The sequence below is a fragment of the Oceanobacillus sp. AG genome, assembly GCF_009746545.1.
GTDB lineage: Bacteria > Bacillota > Bacilli > Bacillales > Amphibacillaceae > Oceanobacillus > Oceanobacillus indicireducens.
In genome coordinates this window covers 81,876-106,273 of record NZ_WOWT01000008.1, presented here as the reverse complement: position 1 = coordinate 106,273, position 24,398 = coordinate 81,876, and the positions used below count along the sequence as shown (strand labels likewise).

General features: G+C 39.5%; 26 protein-coding genes. 19 read left to right on the top strand and 7 right to left on the bottom strand.

All coding sequences use genetic code 11. The features are described 5' to 3' along the window. The first annotated feature begins 65 nt into the window (after nt 1-65). The 4 genes from GN217_RS05405 (at nt 66) to GN217_RS05390 (ending at nt 5,665) form a co-directional block, all read left to right on the top strand. The gene (locus GN217_RS05405; protein WP_156855635.1) at nt 66-2,090 is read left to right on the top strand and encodes a methyl-accepting chemotaxis protein; all 2,025 of its coding nucleotides are present in this window, start codon (nt 66-68) and stop codon (nt 2,088-2,090) included. Between the two features lie 48 nt (nt 2,091-2,138). Continuing rightward, a complete protein-coding gene (locus tag GN217_RS05400; protein ID WP_156855634.1) occupies nt 2,139-4,145 on the top strand; it encodes a chemotaxis protein CheA in 2,007 nt (668 codons plus the stop codon). 12 nt (nt 4,146-4,157) lie between these two features. Beyond that, on the top strand, nt 4,158-4,616 hold the full coding sequence (locus tag GN217_RS05395; RefSeq protein WP_156855633.1) for a chemotaxis protein CheW: 459 nt from the start codon (nt 4,158-4,160) through the stop codon (nt 4,614-4,616). Nucleotides 4,617-4,927: 311 nt separating this feature from the next. After that, nucleotides 4,928-5,665, top strand: coding sequence for a Cof-type HAD-IIB family hydrolase (locus GN217_RS05390; protein ID WP_156855632.1), 738 nt, complete (start codon nt 4,928-4,930; stop codon nt 5,663-5,665). Between the two features lie 533 nt (nt 5,666-6,198). Here the strand turns inward: GN217_RS05390 and GN217_RS05385 are convergent. Together GN217_RS05385 and GN217_RS05380 are read right to left on the bottom strand one after the other, a co-directional pair. Then, nucleotides 6,199-6,489 carry a hypothetical protein gene (locus GN217_RS05385; RefSeq protein ID WP_156855631.1) on the bottom strand — a complete coding sequence of 97 codons (291 nt, stop codon included), beginning with the start codon at nt 6,487-6,489 and terminating at the stop codon, nt 6,199-6,201. Then, a complete protein-coding gene (locus tag GN217_RS05380) occupies nt 6,489-6,788 on the bottom strand; it encodes a DUF2089 family protein (RefSeq protein ID WP_156855630.1) in 300 nt (99 codons plus the stop codon). The genes GN217_RS05385 and GN217_RS05380 overlap by 1 nt, the downstream gene beginning before the upstream one ends. A gap of 186 nt (nt 6,789-6,974) precedes the next feature. On the opposite strand from GN217_RS05380, the gene GN217_RS05375 reads away from it, so the two are divergent. The 6 genes from GN217_RS05375 (at nt 6,975) to GN217_RS05350 (ending at nt 11,667) form a co-directional block, all read left to right on the top strand. After that, on the top strand, nt 6,975-7,502 hold the full coding sequence (locus GN217_RS05375; RefSeq protein WP_156855629.1) for a folate family ECF transporter S component: 528 nt from the start codon (nt 6,975-6,977) through the stop codon (nt 7,500-7,502). A gap of 70 nt (nt 7,503-7,572) precedes the next feature. Further along, nucleotides 7,573-8,529 carry a hypothetical protein gene (locus tag GN217_RS05370; protein ID WP_156855628.1) on the top strand — a complete coding sequence of 319 codons (957 nt, stop codon included), beginning with the start codon at nt 7,573-7,575 and terminating at the stop codon, nt 8,527-8,529. Nucleotides 8,530-8,583: 54 nt separating this feature from the next. Next, nucleotides 8,584-10,101 carry an FAD-dependent oxidoreductase gene (locus GN217_RS05365; protein WP_156855627.1) on the top strand — a complete coding sequence of 506 codons (1,518 nt, stop codon included), beginning with the start codon at nt 8,584-8,586 and terminating at the stop codon, nt 10,099-10,101. Nucleotides 10,102-10,251: 150 nt separating this feature from the next. Beyond that, nucleotides 10,252-10,710, top strand: coding sequence for an IDEAL domain-containing protein (locus tag GN217_RS05360; RefSeq protein ID WP_156855626.1), 459 nt, complete (start codon nt 10,252-10,254; stop codon nt 10,708-10,710). Nucleotides 10,711-10,976: 266 nt separating this feature from the next. Next, nucleotides 10,977-11,180, top strand: coding sequence for a helix-turn-helix transcriptional regulator (locus GN217_RS05355; protein ID WP_156855625.1), 204 nt, complete (start codon nt 10,977-10,979; stop codon nt 11,178-11,180). Then, nucleotides 11,170-11,667: a DUF3278 domain-containing protein gene (locus tag GN217_RS05350; protein ID WP_156855624.1), complete on the top strand. Its 498-nt coding sequence runs from the start codon at nt 11,170-11,172 to the stop codon at nt 11,665-11,667. Before GN217_RS05355 ends, GN217_RS05350 begins: the two co-directional genes overlap by 11 nt. A gap of 154 nt (nt 11,668-11,821) precedes the next feature. On the opposite strand, the gene GN217_RS05345 is transcribed toward GN217_RS05350, so the two are convergent. From GN217_RS05345 to GN217_RS05335, 3 genes are all read right to left on the bottom strand, one after another. Then, nucleotides 11,822-13,870, bottom strand: coding sequence for a penicillin-binding transpeptidase domain-containing protein (locus GN217_RS05345; protein WP_156855623.1), 2,049 nt, complete (start codon nt 13,868-13,870; stop codon nt 11,822-11,824). Between the two features lie 137 nt (nt 13,871-14,007). Then, on the bottom strand, nt 14,008-14,937 hold the full coding sequence (locus GN217_RS05340; protein WP_156855677.1) for an LCP family glycopolymer transferase: 930 nt from the start codon (nt 14,935-14,937) through the stop codon (nt 14,008-14,010). A 238-nt stretch (nt 14,938-15,175) separates the two neighbouring features. Continuing rightward, a complete protein-coding gene (locus tag GN217_RS05335) occupies nt 15,176-15,781 on the bottom strand; it encodes a class D sortase (protein WP_156855622.1) in 606 nt (201 codons plus the stop codon). A gap of 328 nt (nt 15,782-16,109) precedes the next feature. Here GN217_RS05335 and GN217_RS05330 point away from each other — a divergent pair, with 328 nt between their 5' ends. The 3 genes from GN217_RS05330 (at nt 16,110) to GN217_RS18675 (ending at nt 17,642) form a co-directional block, all read left to right on the top strand. Next, nucleotides 16,110-16,442 carry a helix-turn-helix domain-containing protein gene (locus GN217_RS05330; protein WP_156855621.1) on the top strand — a complete coding sequence of 111 codons (333 nt, stop codon included), beginning with the start codon at nt 16,110-16,112 and terminating at the stop codon, nt 16,440-16,442. A gap of 323 nt (nt 16,443-16,765) precedes the next feature. After that, nucleotides 16,766-17,254 (top strand): VanZ family protein, encoded by a 489-nt coding sequence (locus tag GN217_RS05325; RefSeq protein ID WP_232334338.1) that lies wholly within the window; start codon nt 16,766-16,768, stop codon nt 17,252-17,254. 232 nt (nt 17,255-17,486) lie between these two features. Further along, complete coding sequence (locus tag GN217_RS18675) at nt 17,487-17,642, top strand: hypothetical protein (protein WP_188856294.1); 156 nt, start codon at nt 17,487-17,489, stop codon at nt 17,640-17,642. Between the two features lie 55 nt (nt 17,643-17,697). On the opposite strand, the gene GN217_RS05320 is transcribed toward GN217_RS18675, so the two are convergent. Then, the gene (locus tag GN217_RS05320; RefSeq protein ID WP_156855620.1) at nt 17,698-18,345 is read right to left on the bottom strand and encodes a YigZ family protein; all 648 of its coding nucleotides are present in this window, start codon (nt 18,343-18,345) and stop codon (nt 17,698-17,700) included. A 167-nt stretch (nt 18,346-18,512) separates the two neighbouring features. Here GN217_RS05320 and GN217_RS05315 point away from each other — a divergent pair, with 167 nt between their 5' ends. The 3 genes from GN217_RS05315 to GN217_RS05305 all read left to right on the top strand — a co-directional run bounded on the left by GN217_RS05315 (nt 18,513) and on the right by GN217_RS05305 (nt 21,476). After that, entirely contained in the window at nt 18,513-19,652 is a 1,140-nt protein-coding gene (locus GN217_RS05315; RefSeq protein ID WP_156855619.1) for a sensor histidine kinase, read from the top strand. Nucleotides 19,653-19,715: 63 nt separating this feature from the next. After that, the gene (locus tag GN217_RS05310) at nt 19,716-20,411 is read left to right on the top strand and encodes a response regulator (RefSeq protein ID WP_156855618.1); all 696 of its coding nucleotides are present in this window, start codon (nt 19,716-19,718) and stop codon (nt 20,409-20,411) included. A 222-nt stretch (nt 20,412-20,633) separates the two neighbouring features. Next, on the top strand, nt 20,634-21,476 hold the full coding sequence (locus tag GN217_RS05305; protein ID WP_156855617.1) for a DegV family protein: 843 nt from the start codon (nt 20,634-20,636) through the stop codon (nt 21,474-21,476). A 98-nt stretch (nt 21,477-21,574) separates the two neighbouring features. Here the strand turns inward: GN217_RS05305 and GN217_RS18900 are convergent, their stop codons facing one another. Then, nucleotides 21,575-21,736 (bottom strand): hypothetical protein, encoded by a 162-nt coding sequence (locus GN217_RS18900; RefSeq protein ID WP_232334337.1) that lies wholly within the window; start codon nt 21,734-21,736, stop codon nt 21,575-21,577. A gap of 146 nt (nt 21,737-21,882) precedes the next feature. On the opposite strand from GN217_RS18900, the gene GN217_RS05300 reads away from it, so the two are divergent. The 3 genes from GN217_RS05300 (at nt 21,883) to GN217_RS05290 (ending at nt 24,323) form a co-directional block, all read left to right on the top strand. Next, on the top strand, nt 21,883-23,013 hold the full coding sequence (locus tag GN217_RS05300; RefSeq protein ID WP_232334336.1) for an ATP-dependent helicase ComFA: 1,131 nt from the start codon (nt 21,883-21,885) through the stop codon (nt 23,011-23,013). A 1-nt stretch (nt 23,014) separates the two neighbouring features. Continuing rightward, nucleotides 23,015-23,701, top strand: coding sequence for a ComF family protein (locus tag GN217_RS05295; protein WP_156855615.1), 687 nt, complete (start codon nt 23,015-23,017; stop codon nt 23,699-23,701). A gap of 202 nt (nt 23,702-23,903) precedes the next feature. Beyond that, nucleotides 23,904-24,323, top strand: coding sequence for a TIGR03826 family flagellar region protein (locus GN217_RS05290; protein WP_156855614.1), 420 nt, complete (start codon nt 23,904-23,906; stop codon nt 24,321-24,323). The last annotated feature ends 75 nt before the right edge of the window (nt 24,324-24,398 follow it).

Genomic DNA, 24,398 nt, shown 5'->3' with positions numbered 1-24,398 from the left:
AAGATAGGTAGACTTATGGAAATTCATAACATAGTAATCAATACATAGGGAAAAGGGTGAAGTGATTGAAGAAGGAACAGACCAAGAAGAAAAATAAGCGGCAAAAATTTATGACCGGTCTCCGTATGCAATTGACGATTCCATTTGTCATTCTAATCGTTCTCGCTGTAGGTATCGTCGCCTTTGTCAGTTACAACTTCAGTGTTCGAACGACAACAGACGAACTATCAAAAAATGTGGAACAGCAAATGAACAGTGTGAATCATACATTTGATATGTATTTTGGTCATATGGAGAACGCTTTAACCCGCGTGGCGTCCAGTTCAACAATCCGTAAATATGGCGGGGATGATTACCTTGAATTATTTTCTTATTTACAAGAGTCGAGTTTAGCAAGTGAAGATCTGATGGCAACTTATGCAGGCTACGATGACAGTGAAGATATAATAATTTTTCCTCATGATGATGCGATAAAAGATATCAATCCTAAAGATCGGGGTTGGTATGTAGAAGCGGTGGAACGAGATGGGGGAATCATTTGGACAGAACCTTATGAAGATGCTCTATCAGGAGATATTGTAATTACAGCCGCGAAAGCTTTTTATGAATATAATCAGCTTGTGGGAGTAGCTGGAATTGACATTCATACGCAAGCCCTGTTTCGCTTGATTAATGATATTCAAATTGGAGATAACGGGTATGCAATTGTTCTGGACGAGGCTGGGAACTACATTACGAATCCTGATGAATCAAAAATGGGAGAAAATATAGCAGATGAAGCTTTTTTTCAAGAGATAATCGCTGCGGGGGATCAGGGTATGATTGAGACGACTGTAGGTGGAGAAGAGTTAACGATCGGTTTTATCAAAAACCCGACAACAAACTGGATTATTGCAGGAGTCATCAATCAAAGTGAATTTCGAGATAAGGCAAGTGCGGTAATGTTGCCGATATTTATTACCCTGCTCGTTGTATTAGCCCTTGCAATTAGTGCTGCAACAATTATCGCGAGTCGAATTATTAAGCCGATTCGTGACCTTCAACAATCAATGAAACGAGTGGAAAAAGGGAATTTAACGGCAACGAAAGTTCTTAATCGAAATGATGAAATTGGCGGGTTAAGTAAAAGTTTCAACTTTATGGTAAGTGAAATGCGGAATGTGATTGACCGAATAGCTTATAGTTCGAATAAAGTTGCAGATGCTGCGGAGAATCTTGTGGCGAGTACAGAAGAAAATACCGCGTCCGCAAATGAAGTTGCTCGAACGATGGAAGAGATTGCCGCTGGTGCGAGTAATCAAGCCGACTTAAATGAAAAGAATACAATGTCATTCCATTCCTTATCAAAGATGATTGAGGAAATTAAAGAAAAGAATGAGCAAATGTATACCCAGGCGCAAGATATGGGCCGGCTTTCCAGCACAGGTGTGGAATCGATTCAAGCACTAGCAACACGATCTGCTGAAACTGCAGAAGTTGCAAGTCAAGTGATGACAGCGATCGAACAATTAAATGAAAAATCCACGAACATCCATACAATTGTGGATAAGATTGCAACTATCGCTAGCCAGACGAATTTACTTGCATTGAATGCATCAATTGAAGCCGCCCGCGCCGGAGAGCATGGTCATGGCTTTGCAGTTGTAGCTAGTGAAGTAGGGAAGCTTGCTGAAGAGACGGCGGACGCTTTGAAAGATATTGCAGCAATCATCGAGGAAATGCAAGAGGAGACAGAGCAATCGGTTGAGCTTGTGCAGAACACAATGGAATTATTCGAACAGCAAAGCGAAAGTGTCGGTGATACAGGTCAAGCCTTCCTTGCGATATCTGGATCCGTGAATGAGAATAGTCAAATGACCGAACAGATTATGGAACTTACGAACAGGATTGTCGAAATGCAGAAAGAAATCATTCAGAATACGGAAAATTACGCGTCAATCAGTGAAGAAACAGCAGCAGGAACAGAAGAAATTTCCGCATCCATAGAAGAACAAACTGCTTCGATGGAAATGTTGAGTAATTTAGCTACAGATCTAGAAGCAATTGCAAATACAATGAATGAGGAAATTGATCGTTTTAAAATTAACTAAGCCGTTGCAAAAAGGCTACGGAACCGAGCTTTGGAAAGGATGTACGTGATGGAAACCAATCAATATCTAGATGTCTTTCTGGATGAAAGCAGGGAACATCTTCAAGTGATTAATGACCATACTCTAAGATTAGAAAATGAACCGCAAAATGAAGGATTAGTGAACGAAATCTTCCGTTCTGCCCATACATTAAAAGGGATGGCCGCAACAATGGGTTATGAAGACATCGCTTCATTGACACATAAAATGGAAAATGTTCTTGATTTAATTCGCAACAAACAATTACAAGCTACGACAGAAGTAATTGATATTATTTTTATCGCCATCGAATACCTGGAGGAAATGGTCGAGGCGATAAGTAATGGCCAGGATGGGAAGAAGGATGTCACAGAATTAGTTGCTCGCCTTGATCGTTTCGAAAAAGGGGAAGCAGCAGCTACAGCAGAACAGAACAAAGTAGAGGAGCCTGAAGATACTGCTACCGTCCCTGTTAATCTGGATGAGTTTCAGATGACTATTATTGAACAGGGGGAGGAGCAAGGATTTGCTGCTTATCAGATCATCGTAGAGCTTTCCGATGAATCGATTTTGAAAGGCGCTCGAGCTTACATGGTCTTTGAAGCTTTGGAAGATAAAGGGGAAGTCATTAAAACAATTCCGGCGACAGAAGATATCGAGGAAGGTAATTTTGACAATTCCTTCGAGTTGATTTTTCTTTCCAAGGAAGCCCCTGAGAATTTTGAGCCTTTGATTTTAAAAGTTTCAGAGATTCGTAATGTCGTTATAAATCGGGTACGTTTCCATCAAGAGGAGGTCCAAGCTGAAGAACAGGAATTTGCAGTAAAAGAAGAATTGAATGAACGCAATCCTGTGGAGCACGCGGATTCAGCAGTCTCTAATCATCAGCCTGCAAAAACGATTCGTGTCAACTTAGATCGGATTGATGACTTACTTAATCTGTTTGAAGAAGTAGTCATTGATCAAAGCAGGTTAAATGTAGTAGCAGATGGGATTAAGAATCCAGAACTAACGGAAACGGTAGAGCATATGAACCGAGTATCATCTGATATGCAAAGCTTAATTTTAGCAATGCGCATGGTACCAGTTGAACAGGTATTCAACCGCTTTCCCCGTATGGTACGTGGTCTTGCCCGCGATTTGGAAAAAAAGATCAACTTGGAAATAATTGGTGCGGATACCGAGCTTGATCGAACGGTAATTGATGAGATCGGGGACCCGCTCGTTCACTTGATTCGTAATTCGGTGGACCATGGAATCGAACGACCAGAAGAGCGGAGAAATTCTGGGAAGGCGGAAGAAGGAAATGTCGTCTTGCGAGCATTCCATAGTGGGAATCATGTCTTTATTGAAATTGAAGATGATGGTGCAGGAATTAATTTAAATAAAGTTAAGAAGAAGGCTATCGATAATGGAATAATAACAGCACAAGAAGCGGATCAATTGTCTGAACAGGAAGTATGTCAATTAATTCTCGAATCCGGATTCAGTACAGCTGAAACAGTTTCCAGTGTATCTGGTCGTGGTGTCGGGCTTGATGTTGTAAAAAATAAAATAGAATCTCTTGGCGGTTCGATTTCTATTGAGTCGACGCAAGGGGAGGGGAGTATATTTTCCATTCAATTGCCATTAACCCTCTCGATTATTACAACCTTGCTCGTGAAATCCCAAGAAGAGACATACGCGATTCCACTTTCATCGATTATTGAAACCGTATTGCTTCAAAAAGAGCAAATCATGACGTCCCACGGTCAAAAAGTGATGGATTTCCGGGGGCAAATTGTTTCATTACTTGATTTACAGGAAGTACTGGCAATCCCGGAACTTGAAGCAGTGGAAGAAGAGCAGGCTGTAGTCGTAATGAAAAAAGGAGATAAACTTACTGGACTTGTCGTCGACCATTTGATTGGTCAGCAGGAACTTGTTTTGAAATCCCTAGGGGACTACTTAGGAGATGTATTTGCCATATCAGGAGCGACAATTTTAGGTGATGGACAAGTAGCTTTAATAATTGATCCGAACGCATTAATAAAGTAAGGTGGGAGTGGAATGGAAGAATCTCGTAAATATATATTATTCACATTACATGGGCAGGCCTATGCTGTAGATGCCCAGTATGTCATATCAATTGAACGGTTGCAGCAGATCACAGAGGTACCGCAAACGAAGGAATTCATTCGGGGTGTAACGGAAATCCGCGACGAAACAACAGCAATTATTGACTTGCGAATCGCTTTAAGTTTAACGACGACGGAAAATACGAATGATACACGGATTCTCGTCATTACATTAGAAGGTATGCAAATTGGCCTGATAGTAGATGCGGTGACAGAAGTGCTAGATATTAATTCAAATAATATAGAGGACGCCCCTTCAATCATTTCGGGAGTTCAAGCCACTTACCTCGAAGGCGTTGCAAAAGTCAATGAACAATTGATCCTCCTCTTAGACATTGCTAAAATGCTTGATATGGAAGATAAAGAGGGATTAAAAGAAGTATTACAGTAGAAAAGTGGGACAGGGGGTCAGAGCATTTGTCCCAGGTTAGGGACAAACGCTCTGACCCCCTGTCCCGTTTCCTTATCGTTTTCGCTCAACCTTTGGTACAATGGTTTACGAACCGTATTATAAATGGGAAGTCCCATATTTATTTATATAGGAATAACCATTAGGGACGAATGGCAGGTCCATTAGTCGGTGGCTTTATAGTCGGTTATTATAATATTGAAATGTTGTTCTACTAATCGGACTACTTCTGATCCCTTCTATAACTACATTCCTGTATGACAAAAAATAAAAGCCGAGCAAGGAGGAGCATCATGAAAGATATTAAATTAATTGCATTAGATATGGATGGTACATTGCTGAATGACAATCAGGAAGTACCGGAAAGGAACCGAAAAGCAATAGAGCAAGCACTTGCAAAAGATGTTCATGTCGTATTAAGTACGGGTCGCGGATTTAATACGTGTTACCCTTACGCAGTTGATCTTGAATTGCCTTCATATCTTATTACTGCCAATGGTGCGGAAATTTGGACGATGGAGAAGGAATTACTCAGAAGAAGAAAACTGGAATCGGAAATGATCGAAAAGCTTTATAACATTACTACACAAGTAGGAGCAGAAATGTGGATGATTTCCACAGAGGGAGCATTTAATGGAAATTTCCCGAACGATTTCAATAAGTATGAATGGCTGAAATTCGGCTGTCATACGGACGATCAGCGGAAACTTGATATTCTTATCAAAGAATTTTCCAAGTTTGAGGAACTTGAGTTATCCAACTCGCTACCGATGAATATAGAAGTTAACGCTAGAGGAGTTTCCAAGGCGGATGCACTGGAGTTTTTATGCGAGCGAATCGGTATTACGATGGATAATGTGCTTGCCTGTGGAGATAGTCTGAATGATATTAAGATGATTCAAGGATCAGGAGTCGGTGTTGCAATGGGAAATGCCCAGGAAGCGATTAAGAAAGTTGCCGACTATGAATCTGTTACGAATAATGAAGGCGGAGTAGGAGAAGCAATTGAGAAGTTTGTATTAAATGTATAAAGTTAAGATACGAAAAGGCGATTCTTTCAACATGAAGAGTCGCCTTACTTTTATTCGACACTTTATGTAGTCAACAAAGTGAATCACTAGACACGTTTATTTTTACAAACTGCCACTTGCTTTCATTCAGCGTAAGTATTTTGAGCATTCATTTTATTGGCGTTCTAGTTACCGTTCAGTTGCCCGGCGGACGGATGCTTTCCACGGGCACGGCCTCAGCCTCCTCGGAAGAAAACCGCTTCCTGCGGGGTCTTCGGACTCGTGCTTTTCCCGTAGGAGTCACCGTCCGCCGGGCAACTGAACTGGTCTAAAGGATTATTTTAAAAAGAAATTATTCCGTTATGATAAGGATTGTACTTTTGGAATATTAAACAGCAATCCAAATCACGCCTTTTCTCGGAGCAGTCCAGACACCTCGAGACTCCTGCAGGAGGCTCACCAGCCGCCTGCGGAAAGCGAGAGGTGTCTGGACTGCGGACCTCCAGAAGGAAGTGCACGCACTTACGCTAAATGAAAGTATCTCATTTATAAATTTAATTCAAATCATGTGCTTGCATTTTTTCTAATTCTTTTTCATGTTTTTTCTTTAATGACTTTCTCCCCTGATCCCATTGCTCTAATAGAAAGAGCAGTCCGATAATCAGGATGATGAAATAGAACCATAAACTATTAATACTGCCATTGATTAACGAGATGGTCATCCAAGTTGTAAAAACAACGGGTATTAGAGCGCCCCAATAGGGATTATTCCTAGTTGAAAGGAAATATTGTATACCGAGAAAAGCTGCAATGATAAATACATCATAAATTCCGTAACCAAACATTAAACTTCATTCCTTTCTTGCTTATATTTATCAATAATTAATTTCGCCTCTTCTAAGTTGATCCGATCATCAATCGATAGTTGTTTAATAAATTTGATAAAGCCCTCGTTTTCTACTTTCTCGTTGATCTTAATCTTTTCAATTAATCTGTCGAGCCGGATTCTAACAGTAGGGTATGAGACATCATAGAGCTTGGAAATTTCTTTTAAGGAACCGGAGTGGATGACAAAGTTTTTGATGAATTCGATGTCTTCCGTTTCTAAAGCTAATATCCAGGCAGGAACGTTATTCATTTCCATCCTTTCACCTCATTTTTTATTGTTTAAATATATCTTAACATAAAATTAAATAAAGTTAAAGAAAAAATAAATATTATTTAAATATACAATGAGAGATCGAGGCAGAGCAGTTGGCGAACGAATGAATTTGAGTTATGATACGAGGACAGATTATCTTATTATTTCGAAGTTAGGAAGTGTGTGAACATGGAGGAACATAAAGAAATGTCGAGGGTAGAGACGAAGACCCCGACGAAAATGTTAACAATCACAGCCGCACTAGTTGCAATCAATTTAGTATTAAATCAATTCACTTTAGCATTTGGTCCCTTGCTGGAAATTGGCTTTGCCTTTTTGCCGATCGCAGTACTTGCCTATCTTTATGGACCAGTGAATGCAGGAATTGCTTCTGTTGTTGCTGATATTATTGGCTTTGTGTTACGGCCAGCGGGATTCTTTTTCCCTGGGTTTACATTTAATTCATTATTAATTGGCTTATTATTTGGATGGTTTCTCTATAAGAAACCCGTCACACTCAGTCGGGTTGCGTTAGCTAACTTGGTTGTTACCATTGTAATTACATTAATCCTAACACCGATTTGGTTGAATATTATGTTTGGGAGCCCCCTTTTTGCTGGACCGCGGATGGTGAAGGCGATTGTTCTTTATCCGATTGAAGTAGGATTGTTATATGCCTTATTAAAATCGATTAGTAGGGTAGACTTAAAACTATAGTCAATCGATTATCACCTGGGATTTTAACATGCATAAACTAAAGATATCAGGCTAGTAAAGGATGATTCTCATGAAGCTTAAAAAATATTATGTTTCCGGAAATACAGCAGAAGGTTATATTGACAGCTTAGCGACAAATTTGCACGGAATAGACGAAGTGGTTCAGCTCGACAATCCGTCCTATAGAGTGAATACAGCCATTTTGCAGCAATTAATCGAACAGAATAAAGACGACACTCCGATTGAAGTATTGAAAAGTCCAATCAGTGCAGCGTATCTTGAAGGGGTGATCTTCAGGGATAAACAGCTCGCCATCTTGGGTAATCGGGAATGTCCATTTACAAATCAAGCATATGATCTATTTAAAAAAGGGTTGCGTATTCATGATGAACTCGAGCAAGTTTTTATCAAGGAAATGGATTTCGAGAAGGCAGATGATTTAGCAAAGAAATATATCGATAAGCTGCTTCCGGTGCTTCCGGATCATGTGAATGAAACTCGTGAGCCTTATATTTACCGCAGATTTTTCGGCACGAACACAATGGATGGTGTCGTAAATGAAGTGCCTAATCTGATTTCAGAACTTGATCTGATTTATCACATTAAAGGTCGGGCAGGCACGGGCAAATCGACATTTATGAAAAGAATTGTAAAAGCATGTCTTGAGCGCGGGTTGGATCTTGAATTATATCACTGCAGCTTTGACCCGAATAGTATTGATATGGTACTTGTGCCGGAACTAAAGTTCTGTTTATTTGATAGTACGGACCCGCACGCATTTGAACCAATTGACAAATCGAGAGAGCAAGTCATTGATTTATATGAAGAAACCGTTACACCAGGAACGGATGAAAGATATGCAGAAGAAATTGACAACCTGACAAAGCAATATAAGAGCTACATGAAAAAAGGGGTGGCTGCCCTCCAAATGGAAGGTGCTGAAATCGTCGAACAAGATACGAAGAGACCGTTCGATCAGATGGAAATAACGGAAAGAGTCAACAACCTCCAGGCGAAACTTGATTAAAACTCCAATCCTTGGGCAAACTAAGCAAAACAGACAAGTTGGAGGACAAAGCATATGACGGGCCATACTATTCCAGAATATCCAGAATCCTACTGGTTAAAAAATAATGACACACTCCCAGAATATCCTCAACTTAAAGAGGATATCAAAGCGGATGTTACGATCGTTGGCGCAGGAATTACAGGGATTACGGCAGCGTATCTATTAGCAAATGAAGGACTGCGCATCGCAATAATAGATGCCGGACGTTTGATGAACGGCACGACGGGACACACGACAGCTAAGATTACGTCCCAACATGGTTTGATTTATGATGAATTAATTACAAATGTTGGAGTGGAAAATGCCAAACTATATTATGAATCCAACGAAGCTGCCAAGCAATTTATAAAACAAACCATTGAAGAGCAGAATATTGCTTGTGATTACAAAGAACAAGACGCAATCCTCTATGCAACGACTGAAGAATATGCTGTTAAAATGGAAAAAGAAGCTAAAGCATATGAACGGTTAGGGATTCCCGGTACTCTCACGACAGATATTCCGCTTGGGATTCCAATTAAGAATGCCTTGATCATGAAGGAGCAGGCACAATTTCATCCGGTAAAATTTTTACAACATCTGCTTCATATCATCAAGGAAAAAAATGTGAGGATTTATGAGCATACAACCGCAGTGAAAGTTGAAAAAGGTGAAAATCAAAAGGTTGTTATGAGGAATGGTGCACAGATTTTAAGTAAACATATACTTGTCGCGAGCCATTTTCCATTTCATGAAGGACTCGGGTTATACGCAGCTCGTATGGATGTTGAACGTTCTTATATCATCGCGGCAAAAATGAAAAAAACCTTTCCTGGGGGGATGTATCTTCAAGTCGACCCACCCGTACATTCGCTCCGAAGTGTAACAATCGGTGGGGAAGATATGGTTCTGATTGGCGGGATGACCCATAAGACAGGGAAGGAAACAGATACGAATAAGCTCTATGAATCGTTGCGAGATTTTGGTGACCAATTATTTGAAGTAGAGGATATTCCTTATCGTTGGTCGGCCCAAGATTTAATAACGTTGGATAAAGTGCCTTATATTGGAGAACTCACTCCGAACCATCCGTATGTGACTGTTGCGACCGGATTCCGTAAATGGGGAATGACAAACAGCGTCGTTGCGGCAAAACTTTTCCGTGATTATGTGCTTAGACAGAAAAATAAATATGAAGAGTTATACACCCCATCGCGCTTCCATGCAAAAGCAAGTATCCCATCCCTCGTGGAAGTGAATAAGAAAGTCGTAACGAGCCTTGTAAAAGGAAAGCTTGAAAGACCGGAGCGAACCCCGGAGTCGCTTTCGAATGATGAAGGGGCAATCGTGACGTTGGATGGTCAAAGAAAAGGAGCCTACAAGGATGAGCAAGGGAACCTTCATATTGTTGACACGACTTGCACGCATGCAGGATGTGAGGTCAACTGGAATAAAGGGGAGCGAACTTGGGATTGTCCTTGTCACGGTTCTAGATTCGATTATACGGGGAAAGTAATCGAAGGCCCCGCGGAAAAACCATTAAAAAAATAAATAAAGTATGGACCTGAATGGTGATCGGGTCTGTACTTTTTTTATTCTGCAAAAATATTTTAGTAAATTACCCTTGTGTTTTTTAATGAAATCGGTTACAATTAATTAACTGAAAATTAGGATAGGACATTAAAAAAGGGTGGTGAAGTTATGGTAACGTTGAAAATGTTGAAACCTTATTACATTAAGAATGAGAAGAACTTTGTTCGGATTATTTTGGCTTATCAATATTTTTCGGTCATTATTAAGAACAAGGTTTATCAATTTATCCCTGTGGAATCAAATGAAATTCGCGTTAACCGCCGCACTGAAAAGATTGAGAATATCGATGCGGTATTTGCTTTTCAGAATGGAAAAGAAATTGTCAATGTCCCAATGGTGAAGCTCATTACTTTACCTGAGTTCCTGGAACAAATCCATGATATTGCAAGGCCATATTACTTCAGTGCCCAAAATGAAATAGAAGCAGAAGAACGTGAAGATTATACAGCAATTATTGCAGAATTAGAACGCCAAAACATACTGCGGCTTATTGATAAAGCATTGGACGAGAGGGATGAAGAAACATTTAAAGCAATGGCAACGGTCTTAAAGAATATGGATCAATAATGAATAAGCTGGAAGAGAAAATTCTTAACGGGTTTTCTTTTGAGGTGCAAATAAGAATAAGTAAATAACCATTGGAATCACATGGTTATTCGCAACTAAAGTAGCGGAACAATTCACAATTGGATTGTTTCTGCTACTTTTTATTTTGAGGATCTGTTGGAATATTTGGCAAGTAAATTATCTATCTTAAATAGTGTCATATATATTTGACATAAAATTAAATGTCATATATAATGTACTTATAGTGATTTGAAAGGGTGTTTGGCTTGAACAAAGTCAAAAAGTATAGAACGCAAATGAAATTAACTCAGATTGAGTTAGCCAAAAAGGTTGGTGTAGCAAGACAAACCATTAACTTAATTGAAAACAATAAATACAACCCCTCATTATCTTTATGTATTTGTTTAGCCAAGGAACTAAAAACTGACCTAAATACTTTATTTTGGGAGGAGATAGACAATGAGAAATAAATTAATCAATCGATTTATTGGTGCAATAGATGACCGAGATGAGTACCAACAACAAGAAATTTATAAAGAATTAGCCCTATCTGGAATGCTATTATGGTATTTGACTATGTTGTTAATGGTTGTAGGTCTTATAGTTGATACAATTCATAATAAACTATCGTTTTTAACACCAGCACTTTTCATCATTAACATGGTTTATGCAGGTATCATTATGTCAAGGTTAAGAAAAAAACAATTGGATGACACGGATTGTGCTTCCATCGAAGAATACGAGGAAAAGAAGAAACGACTGAAAAAATCATCTACTTTCGGGGGTGTTCTATGGGGTTTATTCATGCTGATTTTTATGCAATATGTATTCCCTTATTTGTCCACGGGTGAAATAGACGTAAGTTGGCTAAAAGTATTAATATGGGGGATAGGTGGCTTATTTTTCGGGTCAATGATGTATTGGTTTTCAAAATCTAAATTACAGAAACACTTTTGATTTTACATTCAGACCACTAAAACGAAGAAAAACGCAAAGGATTCCAAAATCCTTTGCGTTTTCCATGGCCTATAAATTATATCTTTAAATCAAATACCTTATCCGTTGAGCAGGAGTAAGATTTCGTTTGTCGCTACCTTTTTAAACGCTTTTGCTATTCATCCTGATCATCTTGGTCTGAATAAAGCTGGTTAATCACTTCGACAAATTTTTCAACGGTATAGCCATTCGGTTTATCTTCCGTTTTTTCCATCATCATCGCGATTAAAATATCTTGTGAGTCATGCGGATATCCGACAAACCAGCTATTGATGGATCCACCCGCTTCGGCAGTCAATTTTAATTCGACCGTTCCCGTTTTTCCTGCAAGTGGAACATTCGCATCTTTCGCTTGTTGTGCCGTTCCATCTGTAACGACTGCACGAAGAATATCATCGATCAACTTCGCATCTTCCTTTGTAATAAGCTCATCTTTCCAGATTTGCCCTGTTTCTTCTTCAAGCAGTAAGGTAGGTTTCAACATATTCCCTTCATTTAAAAACATGGTATACGCAGTGGCTAAATGCAAGGCACTCATTTCCAGTTCTCCTTGACCGTAACTGGAGTTCGCAAGCAAGACTTCATCCGTTAATTCACCACTGTTTGAAAGGGTTGAACCTGCGATCGGATACTCGTAAGGAAGTTCTTCCTCAAAGCCGAACCGTTTAAATTCCTCTGTAAAAACGTCACTTCCCATGTCTACTGCTTGCATGGCAAAGTAAATATTGTCTGAACGGAGGAGGGCATCTCTTAAGTCAACAGGACCATTAGATTCTGATACCCGTGTAACTTTGTAATTTCCCCATTCTTCCCCCTTACTCCACTGTAACCCTTCAATTTCAAACGTTTCATCAGGATCCAGGGTACCTGCGTGGATGCCAGCAGCTGCCGTTATTGGTTTAAGAACGGAACCCGGCGCAAAACTTGCGGCAAACCGGTTGAGAAGAGGTTGTTTTGGATCATTCTCTAATTTATCCCATGTGTTGCCGGAAGTTCCATATAGTATTTCATTCGGATCAAAGGAAGGTGCGCTCACAAGTGCGAGTGTCTCCCCGGTTTTAGGATCGATCGCTGCTGTAGTACCTGTATTATCCCCATAGCTGTCAAATATTTTTTCTTGAACATTAATATCAATAGTAAGTTGAATGGTTTCTCCATTTTCAACCGGTTTTTCAGCAATGGTCACTTCATTTCCATCTTCTTTACGGACGCTAACAGTGACACCTTTTTTACCCTTCAGCTGCTCCTCGTAAAGTTGCTCTAAACCACGACGGCCAACTTGATCATTTGGTCCGTACTCATCACTGTCTGTTTTTTCCAGAAAGTCTGCTGTAACGTTTCCGATATAACCAACCAAATGCCCAGTTGCTTCACCGCCAGGATATATTCGACCGGTTAATTCCTTTCGCTGCACACCGGGAATAGCCATTAGTTGATTATAAGTGTCTTCATTTGTCGGAAGGATTGTTGTAATGGGGACAAATAAATGATCCTCAACCCAAGCAGCATCTAGTGCTTCGTTAATTTTTTCTTCATCCATATTTAAAATGCTAGCAATCTGTTTTATCGATTGTTCCCGATTCTCTAAATCCTCTGGCTTAATACCAATTTCATAAACGGTATCATTCAATGCTAGCGGAATCTGATTTCTATCGATAATTTCACCGCGTTGTGGCTCTACAAATTCAATTCCAATTTCCCCGCCATCCTGTAATTCCGGATGGATAAAACCAGCATCCCACTTAACAAACCAGTTTAATTCGGCATCATCTTCCTCGCTAATAGCTTCTTGAACGAGGGTAGCTTCATAATCAAAGCTGATCGGCCCTGCGAGAGATTCCATTTCAACTGTGAATGGAAGGGCCACACTCGGATTTTCTTCCTCTTTTAATGCTTGAATTTCTTCATCGGAAAGTTCATCAAACGTAATCTCGATATCTTTAATACTTAAATCTTCATAGATCTTTTTAAATCGTTCGATGGACTCTTCTTTTGAAAAGTCCGATCTCGTTTCTTTGCTGAACATATCATAAAGCTTTTCAAATTCCTGTTCACTCCAATAGGAAGTAAAAGTAGAAAAACGTTCATTTGGTGAAACATCGTCTTCCTTGGAGCACGCAACTAAAGCTAAGACAATAAAAATTAATAGAAAAGTTCGCTTCATTTTATTAACTCCGCCCCCTGATTCGTCATATATACCTAGTATATCATCATGTAAGTATCGTTTATAGAGAAAAAACCATGAAAAAATGTCACAAATTAGGAAAAGAACGCTAGAGGAGACCCCCTAGGCGTTCTTTTTTAACTTTCCATATGATTTCGGATCTCGGAATTAATCCTGTCGAACTCTGAATCTGGTACGACATAGTACCAGACACCATTAATGGTTGAACCAGAACCTTCAATTTCAAGTGTTTCTATATTATGTCTTGTTCCTAGATACCCAGTGAAAAGCTTCTGGATTTTTTTCATGTCAAGGTCGGTTTGAACATTTCCGCCTAAAATATCAAGGATCTCACCAAATTTAGTGATATTGGAGAAGCTTGCACCCTTTTCCATAGCAGCTGCAACTACTGCCCGTTGTCTGTCATTCCGCCCCATATCTCCACGTGGGTCCTGTTTACGCATACGAATGTAATCAAGTGCCTGTTCACCATTTAAGTGAATCGCTCCCTCAGAAAAATCGGAGCCGCCCTGGGAGAAGCTCTGATTATTATGCACTGTCACTCCGCCAATCGCGTCAATACCTTGTTTAAATCCTTCCATGTTTACACGTGAATATACATGAACCGGAATGTCGAACGTTTCTTCCACCGTTTGCACCGCTAACTCTACTCCACCAAAAGCATAAGCGTGGTTGATTTTATCCATTCCTCGACCAGGAATATTCACATACGTATCCCTTGGAATACTTAGCATGATCATCGAGTCTGTTTTCGGATTCAAGGACATTAAAATCATGGTGTCAGATCGGCCGCGGTCACCAGGACGTTCATCGACTCCAAGTAATAACATATTTATCGAGTCTTTTTCATCAAGTAATCCTTTCAGCTCCTTTTGGCGTTCCGGGTCCTCGTCTCTTGCCAGCGGGGTATGCATTGTATTTACAGCACTGCCAAGCTGACTATAAACATAAAAAGCTCCCCCTCCGATTATAAGGATAAACAATAATAAAATTCCACCAACCCAATATGGCCATTTCCGTCTCTTTTTTCCACTACTTCTCTGCATTCTTGCCACTTGTAAATTCTCCTCTAATGTATAATGTTCTCTTTCTCTGTTAACAGAGAAAGCGATTTTTCTCATGAAAACAGGACATAAAGTCCTTAACCAGTTCTAAGCTCTTTTACTGTATAAAATTATAGCCGAATTAGTCCATTTCGTCCATAAGAATTTACATGAAAATTGGTAAAATATGTGGGGATATGTTGGCGGCAATATAGAACAAAAATAAAAACCCGAGATGCGTTCACTCATCTTGGGTTTTTACAGGATATGCATACATAATGTAACGGTCTGGCGCATAGCCGACAAAGTTGAAAGGATAGCAAGTGGTAAGGGTAAGCACTTCTTCGCCGTGTGGAACAATAATTGTTCTGTCGTCTGCATCGACAATCTTCGTTTCTTTTATTTCATAGGTAAAGTCACCATAATCCATCTTAAGCACTAAATGATCACCAATCTCTAATTCACCCATCCGACGAAAGACTGTATCCCGGTGACCGGAAAGAACAATCTGTTCATTCTGCAACGGATAAGCTGTTCCCCGGTAATGCCCAACACCGCGGGCGAGATCATCTTCATGGGTTCCTTCAATAATAGGTAAATCAGCTTCAAGTGCAGGGATATGCAGAATCCCAGCTAGTTCTCCTGTATTTGGATCATAATTTTCTGCCGCAGCGTTTGCATCAAATTCATCTGCTTCTGTCTTGCGGGAAAGATCGCGCTCATCGATCATTGCTTGAGCTTCCGCTGTAGCTTCACTTTGGGCAGTAGTTGTTGTATACCACTGATAACCACCAAAGAATAGAACAACAATTCCGGCAATCATGAGCAAATAAGAAAGAAGTTTCATTTAATCCACCTCATTCTGAACATTAACATTAGTATAGCTCGCTTACAAAAAAATTAAAAGTTTTAATTTGTGTTAATTGTAAAGATAGGAACCTACACTATCTATAATACTCAACTTCCGCACTGATTAAAATTGCTCTGCACTAATGCGCGAAGAAGACTTTAAATCATACATTTGATGAGCGCAACATAATAAACGGACAGCTTCACTGCGCGAATTGAATAAGGTAAGCGTTGGTTAAGATCTCTCCGTGACCGAAAAAAATAAACAAAGGATAGAAGGCTCACCTATTATATGATATAATTCGAGTGAAAGTAGGTGAGTGGGTTTGCTTGGTGAACGAATTAAAACATTCAGAACAGAACAAAAAATGTCCATATCAGAATTAGCAGAAAAAGCTGGGGTAGCCAAATCATATTTGAGTTCGATTGAACGGAATAAGCAAACAAACCCATCCATTCAATTTATTGAGAAAGTCAGTGAAGCTTTAGGAGTTTCTGTCAATGAACTTCTCTATAATAGTGATGAAGTCGAAATTAAAGATCTGGACCGGGAATGGCTTGAAATTGTGTTGGAAGCAATGCAATCAGGAGTTTCCAAGAAACAATTTAAAGAATATCTCGAGTTTAATAAATGGAGAAAAGAACAAGAGTCAGAGTAGTCACCCCGTCTTTCTCTACATTAATCCAAGAAAGTCTGCAAACCATGGTATCTTCCTATACTATGGTTTTTTACTGCAAGGAATACTATAAAATAAATATGCTCTAGATAACTGACGTGCCAAGAGTAGCCATATTTTCCCCGCACCAAGCAAAGCCCAAATGAATTACTTCTTGCTGCTTTGCGAGGAATGTTTCTTCACTAAGTAAGTTTGCAGCACGGCGAGTGAGAAAATATTAAACTTTACACTCCCAGACCTAGGAAACTTACTGTAAGGGAACTTCCACCTTTGTTACGTTGTGAATAGATTGGAGAGTTTTCCGATTGGATAAAAAATATTGGTATTGGCTGCTTCCCGTTCTTTGGATGGGCATTATTTTCTATTCTTCCGCTACGCCATATGAACAGCAGGATATGAAACCATTTTTAGGTGAATCTGTGAACTTGGGGTTTCTCGAACCATTGGTAAATGAGGTGCGGTTTACATATAACGGATCCATTGTAAGCATCGAAACTCATGGTGTAGAGGGGATTGTAGAATTCTTCGTTCGAAAAGGTGCCCATGTATTTGTTTTTCTCTTCCTTACTTGTTTGTTTAAGATTGCACTTGCTAGGACAACGAGTCTGCGATTTAAAATCCAATTATTACTTGCCTTTTTACTAACCGTTGCATATGCTATTATGGATGAAATCCATCAGGGGTTCACCCCGAACCGTACACCATATATTGGGGATGTTTTCCTTGACAGCATGGGTGGTTTAATTGCTGTGGTTCTCCTAACTATCATTCGTAAAAGGAGCCTGTCCAAATAGCTTTTAATAAGCTTTCCCTAAGATATCTCAAAAAAATTCGCGAAAAAAGATGAAAATCTATGAAAAAAGTTGTATAATGTCCTATATGAAAAGTTAGAAAAACCCCAAAGCTAGTACGTAAGCTATAACATTGATTCACCAACCTCTAGAGAAAGCTTACAATGACAACTGTTACAACGCTAGACTTCAAAAACACTAGAATTGAAAGCAATGAAAAGGCGGGAATAGAGTTATGGGTGAGCAAGAGCGGTACAAGAATATGTTAAGAAAAATAATCGACGAAACTGAAAATGAAAAGATTCAAACGTCTGAAGAATTAATTCGCACATTAATAAATGAACTTACAACAAATATTGGTGTGAAATCTCAACATCCTTTAGTCAAGTAAAGAAAAAAAGCTGCATTCTAATAAATGAATGGAGCTTTTTTGTTTTAATAGAAAATTATTCTGTTGTGCTTTCAACATCGATTTCTAGATATTTTTCATCTGTAAAGTGGATATCTGCCTGGTCATTTGTTAAATCTATCATCCAATCTTTGAAATTATCCTTTTCCCCAGCTTCGACATAAACGATAAATTCAACATTCTCCAGATAATTTATCGTTTCGAGAACATGATCAGATTGTCTTAGCACATTTTCCAATTTACCGAGCAGACCGTAGTCGACCGTAACGGACACGCCTTGCATCAATACTCGTTTTACAATTCCTGTCGTTTTAATTGCTTGGCTTGTCGTATTTCCGTATGCGCGGATCAGACCTCCTGCACCGAGCTTAATCCCTCCAAAGTAGCGGGTCACGACTACTGCAGTATCTTTCAGATTCTGTTTCTTCAATACTTCCAGCATGGGTATTCCAGCAGTCCCGCTTGGCTCTCCATCGTCATTTGCTTTTTGAATTTCGTTATTTTCTCCGATCATATAGCAAGAACAGTTATGGGTAGCATCGTAATGCTTCTTCTTAATTTCCTGGATGAACGATTGAGCTTCTTCTTCCGTTTCGACACGACGTACATAGCCGATAAATCGGGATTTCTGAATGATTATTTCGTCCTGTCCTTCTTGTTTTACGGTAAAATAGTGTGATAGCATTGAATCACTCCTTACAATCTTCTTTGGGCAATCTTATCCCTGTATAGAGTACTTCATATCGGTAGATAATATTAGGTAAAAAGTTCTGAAAACGTGGAAGTAGGGAATAGACCCCATGAAAAATGAAATGTATCGCGTATATTATAACATACAGGGTGGTGGTAACGATGTTGATCAAAAATAGTGAAAAAGCAATTGATCAGGTCATCGATGAAATGATTCGTGTAGTCAAGAGTAGTAAGAATGAAATTTTTAATATTAGTGAACAGGCTCGTCACGAATATGATACCCTAAAAAAAGAACTGGAGGAAACGAAAAGACTTATAATAGAGTACATAGAAGAAGGCGATCGCTTGGAAATCGACATGCGGGCTTCCCGGAAGCGTCTAGCAGAGGTAAGTAAAGATTTCGTTCGCTACACGGAAAATGATATTCATCAGGCCTACAAGGAAACCCATCAATTACAAGCACAGATGACGGTGTACAGGGAGAAAGAAGCAGACTTAAGAAAAAAACGCGACGATATCGAGCGCCGACTCGTTAATCTATATGATACAATTAATAAGGCGGAAGAGATTACAAGCAAGATTTCGGTGGTCGAACAATATCTTGCAGATGATTTCTTCCAAGTTAATGAGCTGATTGAAACTGCAAAAGAAAAACAGGCATTCGGTCTGAAAATCATTGAAGCGCAGGAAGAAGAACGTAGAAGATTATCCCGTGAGATCCACGATGGTCCAGCCCAGATGCTTGCAAACATTCTGCTCCGTTCGGAAATTATCGAGCGGGTATTGCATGACGATTCCGTTAAGGCGGCAATAGATGAGCTTCAAAGTGTACGAAAAATGATCCGTTCATCACTCTATGAGGTAAGAAAAATAATTTATGATTTACGTCCGATGGCACTTGACGATTTAGGACTGATACCGACAATCCGGAAATATATTGCAAATCTTATTGACTTCCACCAAATTGACATCGACTTTGTCTTTTTAGGGGAAGAAAAGCGTCTGAATGATAAATATGAAGTTGCTTTATTCCGGTTGATGCAGGAGTCTGTTCAAAACGCAATTAAACATGCCAATCCGACACTTATTCAAGTGAAATTACAAATTCAGAAAAAGAATATCATCATGATTATTAAAGATAATGGAAAAGGGTTCGATGTAAATATAAAGAACGAGAATTCTTTTGGTCTTGTTGGCATGAGGGAACGTGTAGACATGTTGGGCGGAGAAATTGACATTAGTTCAAAACAAAATGAAGGAACGACTGTCATCATTCGCGTTCCAGGCGCAGCAGAATAAGACACCGAAGTATTCACGAATAAAACAAATCGACAATTAAATGATTTTTGGGAGGAAGTACAGATGGTAAATGACAATGTAATTAAGATTGTACTAATCGATGATCATAAGTTATTTCGTGAAGGAGTGAAGCGGATTTTAGAATTTGAATCATCCTTTGAAGTAATCGCAGAAGGAGATGACGGTACAGAAGCGGCAAAGCTTGTTAAAGAAAATAATCCAGATGTTGTCTTGATGGACATCAACATGCCGAATATTAATGGAATTGAAGCTACAGCTGACTTAGTCCGCTATTTCCCGGAAACGAAAGTCATCATCTTATCCATTCACGATGATGAAGCTTATGTTACCCATGCATTAAAAACTGGTGCACAGGGGTATCTTTTAAAGGAAATGGATTCTGATTCTTTAATCGAAGCGATTCGTGTAGTTAGTGAAGGAGGATCTTACTTACATCCAAAAGTTACCCATAATTTAGTGAAGGAGTATCGTCGTCTTGCTACGGATAGCGTTGCAGCAGGTGCTGGTGATAAAGTTGTTGAATACCGTAAACCACTTCATTTGCTTACGAAGCGTGAATGTCAAGTACTCCAACTGCTTGCTGACGGAAAGAGTAACCGCGCAGTCGCAGAAACTTTATATATAAGTGAGAAGACAGTAAAGAACCATGTTAGTAATATCTTGCAAAAAATGAATGTTAACGACCGAACCCAAGCCGTCGTAACGGCAATTAAAAAAGGCTGGGTAGAGGTATTGTAAAGCTTAGGCTATCGCTAGCAACATTAGACACCTACGAGATATTTTTATGGTTTCATATATAACCTAAAAAATCCTTGTTAAAACAAGGGTTTTTTATTTGGGAAATTATGTTGATGTTTAATGAATTTTTTCCGATTTTCATGTAAAATATAGGTCATACATTTGGGATTATAGAATACATACTTAAAAATAAAAATAGTGAAATGAAGGAGAAGGTAAACGATGAAAATTGCTGTCATGACAGATAGTACAGCTTATATTCCGGAGAAAACCCGTGAAGAACTAAACATTCATATGGTACCATTGAGCGTCGTATTTGATGATACATCTTACCGCGAGGAAATTGATATTACAACAGAAGAATTTTATGAGAAGCTGAAAAGTTATAAAGAACTGCCGACAACATCCCAGCCCTCCATCGGTTATATCGCGGAGAAGCTTGAACAGCTTGCTGAGGATTATGATGCTGTTATTTCCGTACATCTATCCAGCGGAATCAGCGGGACGTACCAGGCTGTTTTAAGTGCTGGTGAAATGGTTGAAGGCATTGATTTGTATGCTTATGATTCAGAAGCAAGTTGTTTTGTCCAAGCTTTTTATGTTTACGAAGCCGTGAAGCTTAGCAAGGAAAATAAAACACCGGAAGAAATTATTGCCCGCCTGGATGAAATGAAACAATCGATGCGTGCTTATTTTATGGTCGATGATTTAACGAACTTGACTCGGGGTGGACGACTTTCAAATGCTCAAGCTATTGTCGGAAGCTTACTGCAAGTTAAGCCAGTGCTTCACTTTGTAGATAAATTAATTGTCCCATTTGAAAAGATCCGCACCCGTAAGAAAGCGGTGAACCGCCTTATTGGCATGCTTGAAGCAGAAGCGGAAAAAGGGAAAGACTTGAAGGTAAGCTTCATTCATGCGAATGACGAGGAAGCAGCTCTAGCATTGGAAAAAGATTTCAAACAAAAATATCCAAATATCGAAACGTCCATTTCCTACTTCGGACCAGTTATCGGTACTCACCTCGGCGAAAAAGCGATCGGAGTCGGCTGGTACGAGAAATAAGAAGTTGGTTAAAAGCTTTATACGCAATCCAAAAAAACAGTCTTTTACGGCTGTTTTTTATGGATTGAGTTACAGAAGCTTATGATATATACTAACAATTAAAATAATTGAAGAAGGGATGATGCTAATGATCCAGCAACAATCAATTCCTCCTCTACATGAACTTGCTGCCCTCTTAGATGGAAAACTGCTCCGCCTTGAAGAACTTCCCATTGAAGACAAGCTTGCTCGCCACCTCCTATCAGAAAACCTCTTAGCAACAAAACCCGCCCTTCAAAAATCATTTCTCCGAACGAAATGCATGCGCTGTGGTAATGAATCTGCCCGCCAATTTGCTAAAATACCCTGTAAAAAATGTGAAAATACCCATTTGTATTGTAGAAGCTGTATCGATATGGGGAGACTAATGGAATGTGATGACCTTTATTATTGGAATGGGCCACCAGCAGTCTGGCCGAAACATGAAAATCCGTGTTCATGGGATGGAACATTAACTAGGGCGCAAGAGAAAGCTGCTTTACGAATTACAGAAGCCATTTTAAACAGGGAGAACGAAATTCTGACTTGGGCAGTTTGCGGAGCAGGGAAAACTGAGATGCTTTTCCCGGCAATCTCCAAGGCATTGGAAGAAGGGATGCGTATTTGTTTGGCGACACCGAGAGCAGATGTCGTCCGCGAATTAAAGCCTCGGCTCGAGAAAGCCTTTCAGGATATCCCAATCCAAGCGTTGTACGGTGGCAGTAAAGATAAGCATAAACATGCACAACTTCTAATTGCAACAACCCATCAACTTCTTCGTTACGAGGATGCGTTTGACGTTATGGTTATTGATGAGGTTGATGCCTTTCCCTTTCACGCCGATCCAGCTCTTCCATTTGCCGAGAAGCGCTCTCGCAAATCAACTTGTACAACAATCTATCTCACCGCAACCCCTAGGAAAGTTCTGAAAACTAAGGCCCGCCGAGGCAAATTAGCGCATGTTTTCGTCCCAGTTCGCTATCATGGCCATCCACTTCCCGTTCCACAATTAAAAATGTGGCTTGCACTAAATAAAGAACTTCCGAAACAGAATGCCTCTAATCCGCTCTTCCGCTGGCTTCTTAACAGGAGGAACCCAGAAAGACAGCTCCTTTTATTCCTTCCTACAGTAGAATTGACCAACCAACTGAAAACTCCATTTACGAATTTAATGCTCGAACACAAGCTCATCAACCATCCTGATGAATTAGATGCAGTTCACGCTGCAGACCCGGACAGGGAGGCAAAAGTCATGTCTTTCCGTGACAAAAAATTAAAAGTCATTTTGACAACGACTATTCTCGAACGTGGTGTAACTTTCCCTTCTGTTGATGTTGCGATTCTTGATGCTGGGCATGATGTATTCGATGAAGCAGCCCTCGTTCAAATAGCCGGTCGAGCGGGAAGAAATGCGAATGATCCAACAGGGGAAGTGATGTTTTTCCACGATGGGAAAACGGAGGCAATGCTTGCTGCCATTTATTCGATCAAACAAATGAATAAGCGAGGAGGTTTTTAGAATGAACTGTTTATGGTGTGAGGCAGAACAAAGTAGAAATATAGGTTGGAATAATTTCTTGTCTCTAATGCAACCATCCGAACTATGTGATTCTTGTGTGACGAACCTAACGTTCTTGCAGGATGCCCCGAGTCGTTGTGCGAAATGTAGCAGAGAAACCGCGGAAGAGACTTGCTTTGACTGCCAACGTTGGGAAAAACGTGCACAAGGTGATCCACTTCAATTGAATTATTCTGTTTTTCAATACAATCCTTTCCTGCAAGAGGTTATTGCAAAATGGAAATACCGCGGTGATTATGTATTGGGAGAATTATTCCGTCCTTATTTGCGGAAAGCGTTCTTTAAAAAATTCGGAAAGAAAAAGAAAGATTTAATAGCCGTCCCTATTCCTTTAAGTGAGGAAAGATTAGCAGAGCGCGGGTTTAATCAAGCGGAAATGCTTGCCGATTTCTTGCCGGTTCAAACAAAGTCTGCCTTTATTCGAATAGATAGTGAAAAGCAATCCAAGAAGAATCGTAAAGAACGAGTCACAGCTAAAAATCCTTTTTCACTCACCAAAAAAATTAAAACTCCTGTTCTTTTGGTCGATGATATATATACAACAGGAACTACATTACGGCATGCCAGCGAACTATTAATAAAACAAGGTTGTCCGCAAGTTTATGCATTAACGCTCATTCGTGGATAAAAATGCTATAATAAAAAATGAAACTTCATTCAGTGGGGGATCCTTACCTCCTCCCACTGAATGTTAGTTGAACAGAATCAGGGATTTACGGACTGTATATCCCACACTTTCACATGTTGGACTTCCCTCATGTTTAGAAGTGGGGGTATTACAGACCGTTAATGCGTGATAAAAGAAGAACGAAGAAAAAGGGGAATTTTTCATGGCAGAATTAGCTAACTGTTCCCGTTGTGGAGCAGTCTATGTAATGACGATTCGCGATATTTGTCAGGATTGCTATAAGAAAGAGGAAGAAGCATTCCAGACCGTATATCATTTTTTACGTGAGAAAAAGAACCGGGAAGCAACGATGATTGAAATTGTGGAAGCTACGGGTGTAGAAGAAAAAATGATTATGAAATTTGTTAAAGAAAGACGTTTGTTGCCGACAGATTTTCCAAACCTTGCTTATCCTTGTGACAGATGTGGTAGAGGTATTACGACTGGTAAGCTTTGTGAGAATTGTCAAAAGGAATTGAAGAGTGAACTTGCTATAGTCGAAGAAGAGGAACGGACAAAACAAGAACGTGAAGAAAGAGAACGAGAAAACGTCTATTTTTCTTTTAATAAGGATAAAAACTAAATAATCCTTCATAACTTTGATTAGATGCCGATACTATTAATAGGTGTAAGTATAAAATAATTGCTCGTTATAGAT

Excerpts from the sequence above, each read along its gene's own strand:
- GN217_RS05300 (WP_232334336.1), top strand. The coding sequence starts at position 21,883 with ATGGAATGTGATGACCTTTATTATTGGAATGGGCCACCAGCAGTCTGG.
- GN217_RS05375 (WP_156855629.1), top strand. The coding sequence starts at position 6,975 with ATGGAGGAACATAAAGAAATGTCGAGGGTAGAGACGAAGACCCCGACG.
- GN217_RS05385 (WP_156855631.1), bottom strand. The coding sequence starts at position 6,489 with ATGTTTGGTTACGGAATTTATGATGTATTTATCATTGCAGCTTTTCTC.
- GN217_RS18675 (WP_188856294.1), top strand. The coding sequence starts at position 17,487 with ATGGGTGAGCAAGAGCGGTACAAGAATATGTTAAGAAAAATAATCGAC.
- GN217_RS05305 (WP_156855617.1), top strand. The coding sequence starts at position 20,634 with ATGAAAATTGCTGTCATGACAGATAGTACAGCTTATATTCCGGAGAAA.
- GN217_RS05290 (WP_156855614.1), top strand. The coding sequence starts at position 23,904 with ATGGCAGAATTAGCTAACTGTTCCCGTTGTGGAGCAGTCTATGTAATG.
- GN217_RS05345 (WP_156855623.1), bottom strand. The coding sequence starts at position 13,870 with ATGAAGCGAACTTTTCTATTAATTTTTATTGTCTTAGCTTTAGTTGCG.
- GN217_RS05395 (WP_156855633.1), top strand. The coding sequence starts at position 4,158 with ATGGAAGAATCTCGTAAATATATATTATTCACATTACATGGGCAGGCC.
- GN217_RS05365 (WP_156855627.1), top strand. The coding sequence starts at position 8,584 with ATGACGGGCCATACTATTCCAGAATATCCAGAATCCTACTGGTTAAAA.
- GN217_RS05400 (WP_156855634.1), top strand. The coding sequence starts at position 2,139 with ATGGAAACCAATCAATATCTAGATGTCTTTCTGGATGAAAGCAGGGAA.
- GN217_RS05335 (WP_156855622.1), bottom strand. The coding sequence starts at position 15,781 with ATGAAACTTCTTTCTTATTTGCTCATGATTGCCGGAATTGTTGTTCTA.
- GN217_RS05320 (WP_156855620.1), bottom strand. The coding sequence starts at position 18,345 with ATGCTATCACACTATTTTACCGTAAAACAAGAAGGACAGGACGAAATA.
- GN217_RS05295 (WP_156855615.1), top strand. The coding sequence starts at position 23,015 with ATGAACTGTTTATGGTGTGAGGCAGAACAAAGTAGAAATATAGGTTGG.
- GN217_RS05340 (WP_156855677.1), bottom strand. The coding sequence starts at position 14,937 with ATGCAGAGAAGTAGTGGAAAAAAGAGACGGAAATGGCCATATTGGGTT.
- GN217_RS05350 (WP_156855624.1), top strand. The coding sequence starts at position 11,170 with ATGAGAAATAAATTAATCAATCGATTTATTGGTGCAATAGATGACCGA.
- GN217_RS05370 (WP_156855628.1), top strand. The coding sequence starts at position 7,573 with ATGAAGCTTAAAAAATATTATGTTTCCGGAAATACAGCAGAAGGTTAT.
- GN217_RS05390 (WP_156855632.1), top strand. The coding sequence starts at position 4,928 with ATGAAAGATATTAAATTAATTGCATTAGATATGGATGGTACATTGCTG.
- GN217_RS05380 (WP_156855630.1), bottom strand. The coding sequence starts at position 6,788 with ATGGAAATGAATAACGTTCCTGCCTGGATATTAGCTTTAGAAACGGAA.
- GN217_RS05310 (WP_156855618.1), top strand. The coding sequence starts at position 19,716 with ATGGTAAATGACAATGTAATTAAGATTGTACTAATCGATGATCATAAG.
- GN217_RS05315 (WP_156855619.1), top strand. The coding sequence starts at position 18,513 with ATGTTGATCAAAAATAGTGAAAAAGCAATTGATCAGGTCATCGATGAA.
- GN217_RS05360 (WP_156855626.1), top strand. The coding sequence starts at position 10,252 with ATGGTAACGTTGAAAATGTTGAAACCTTATTACATTAAGAATGAGAAG.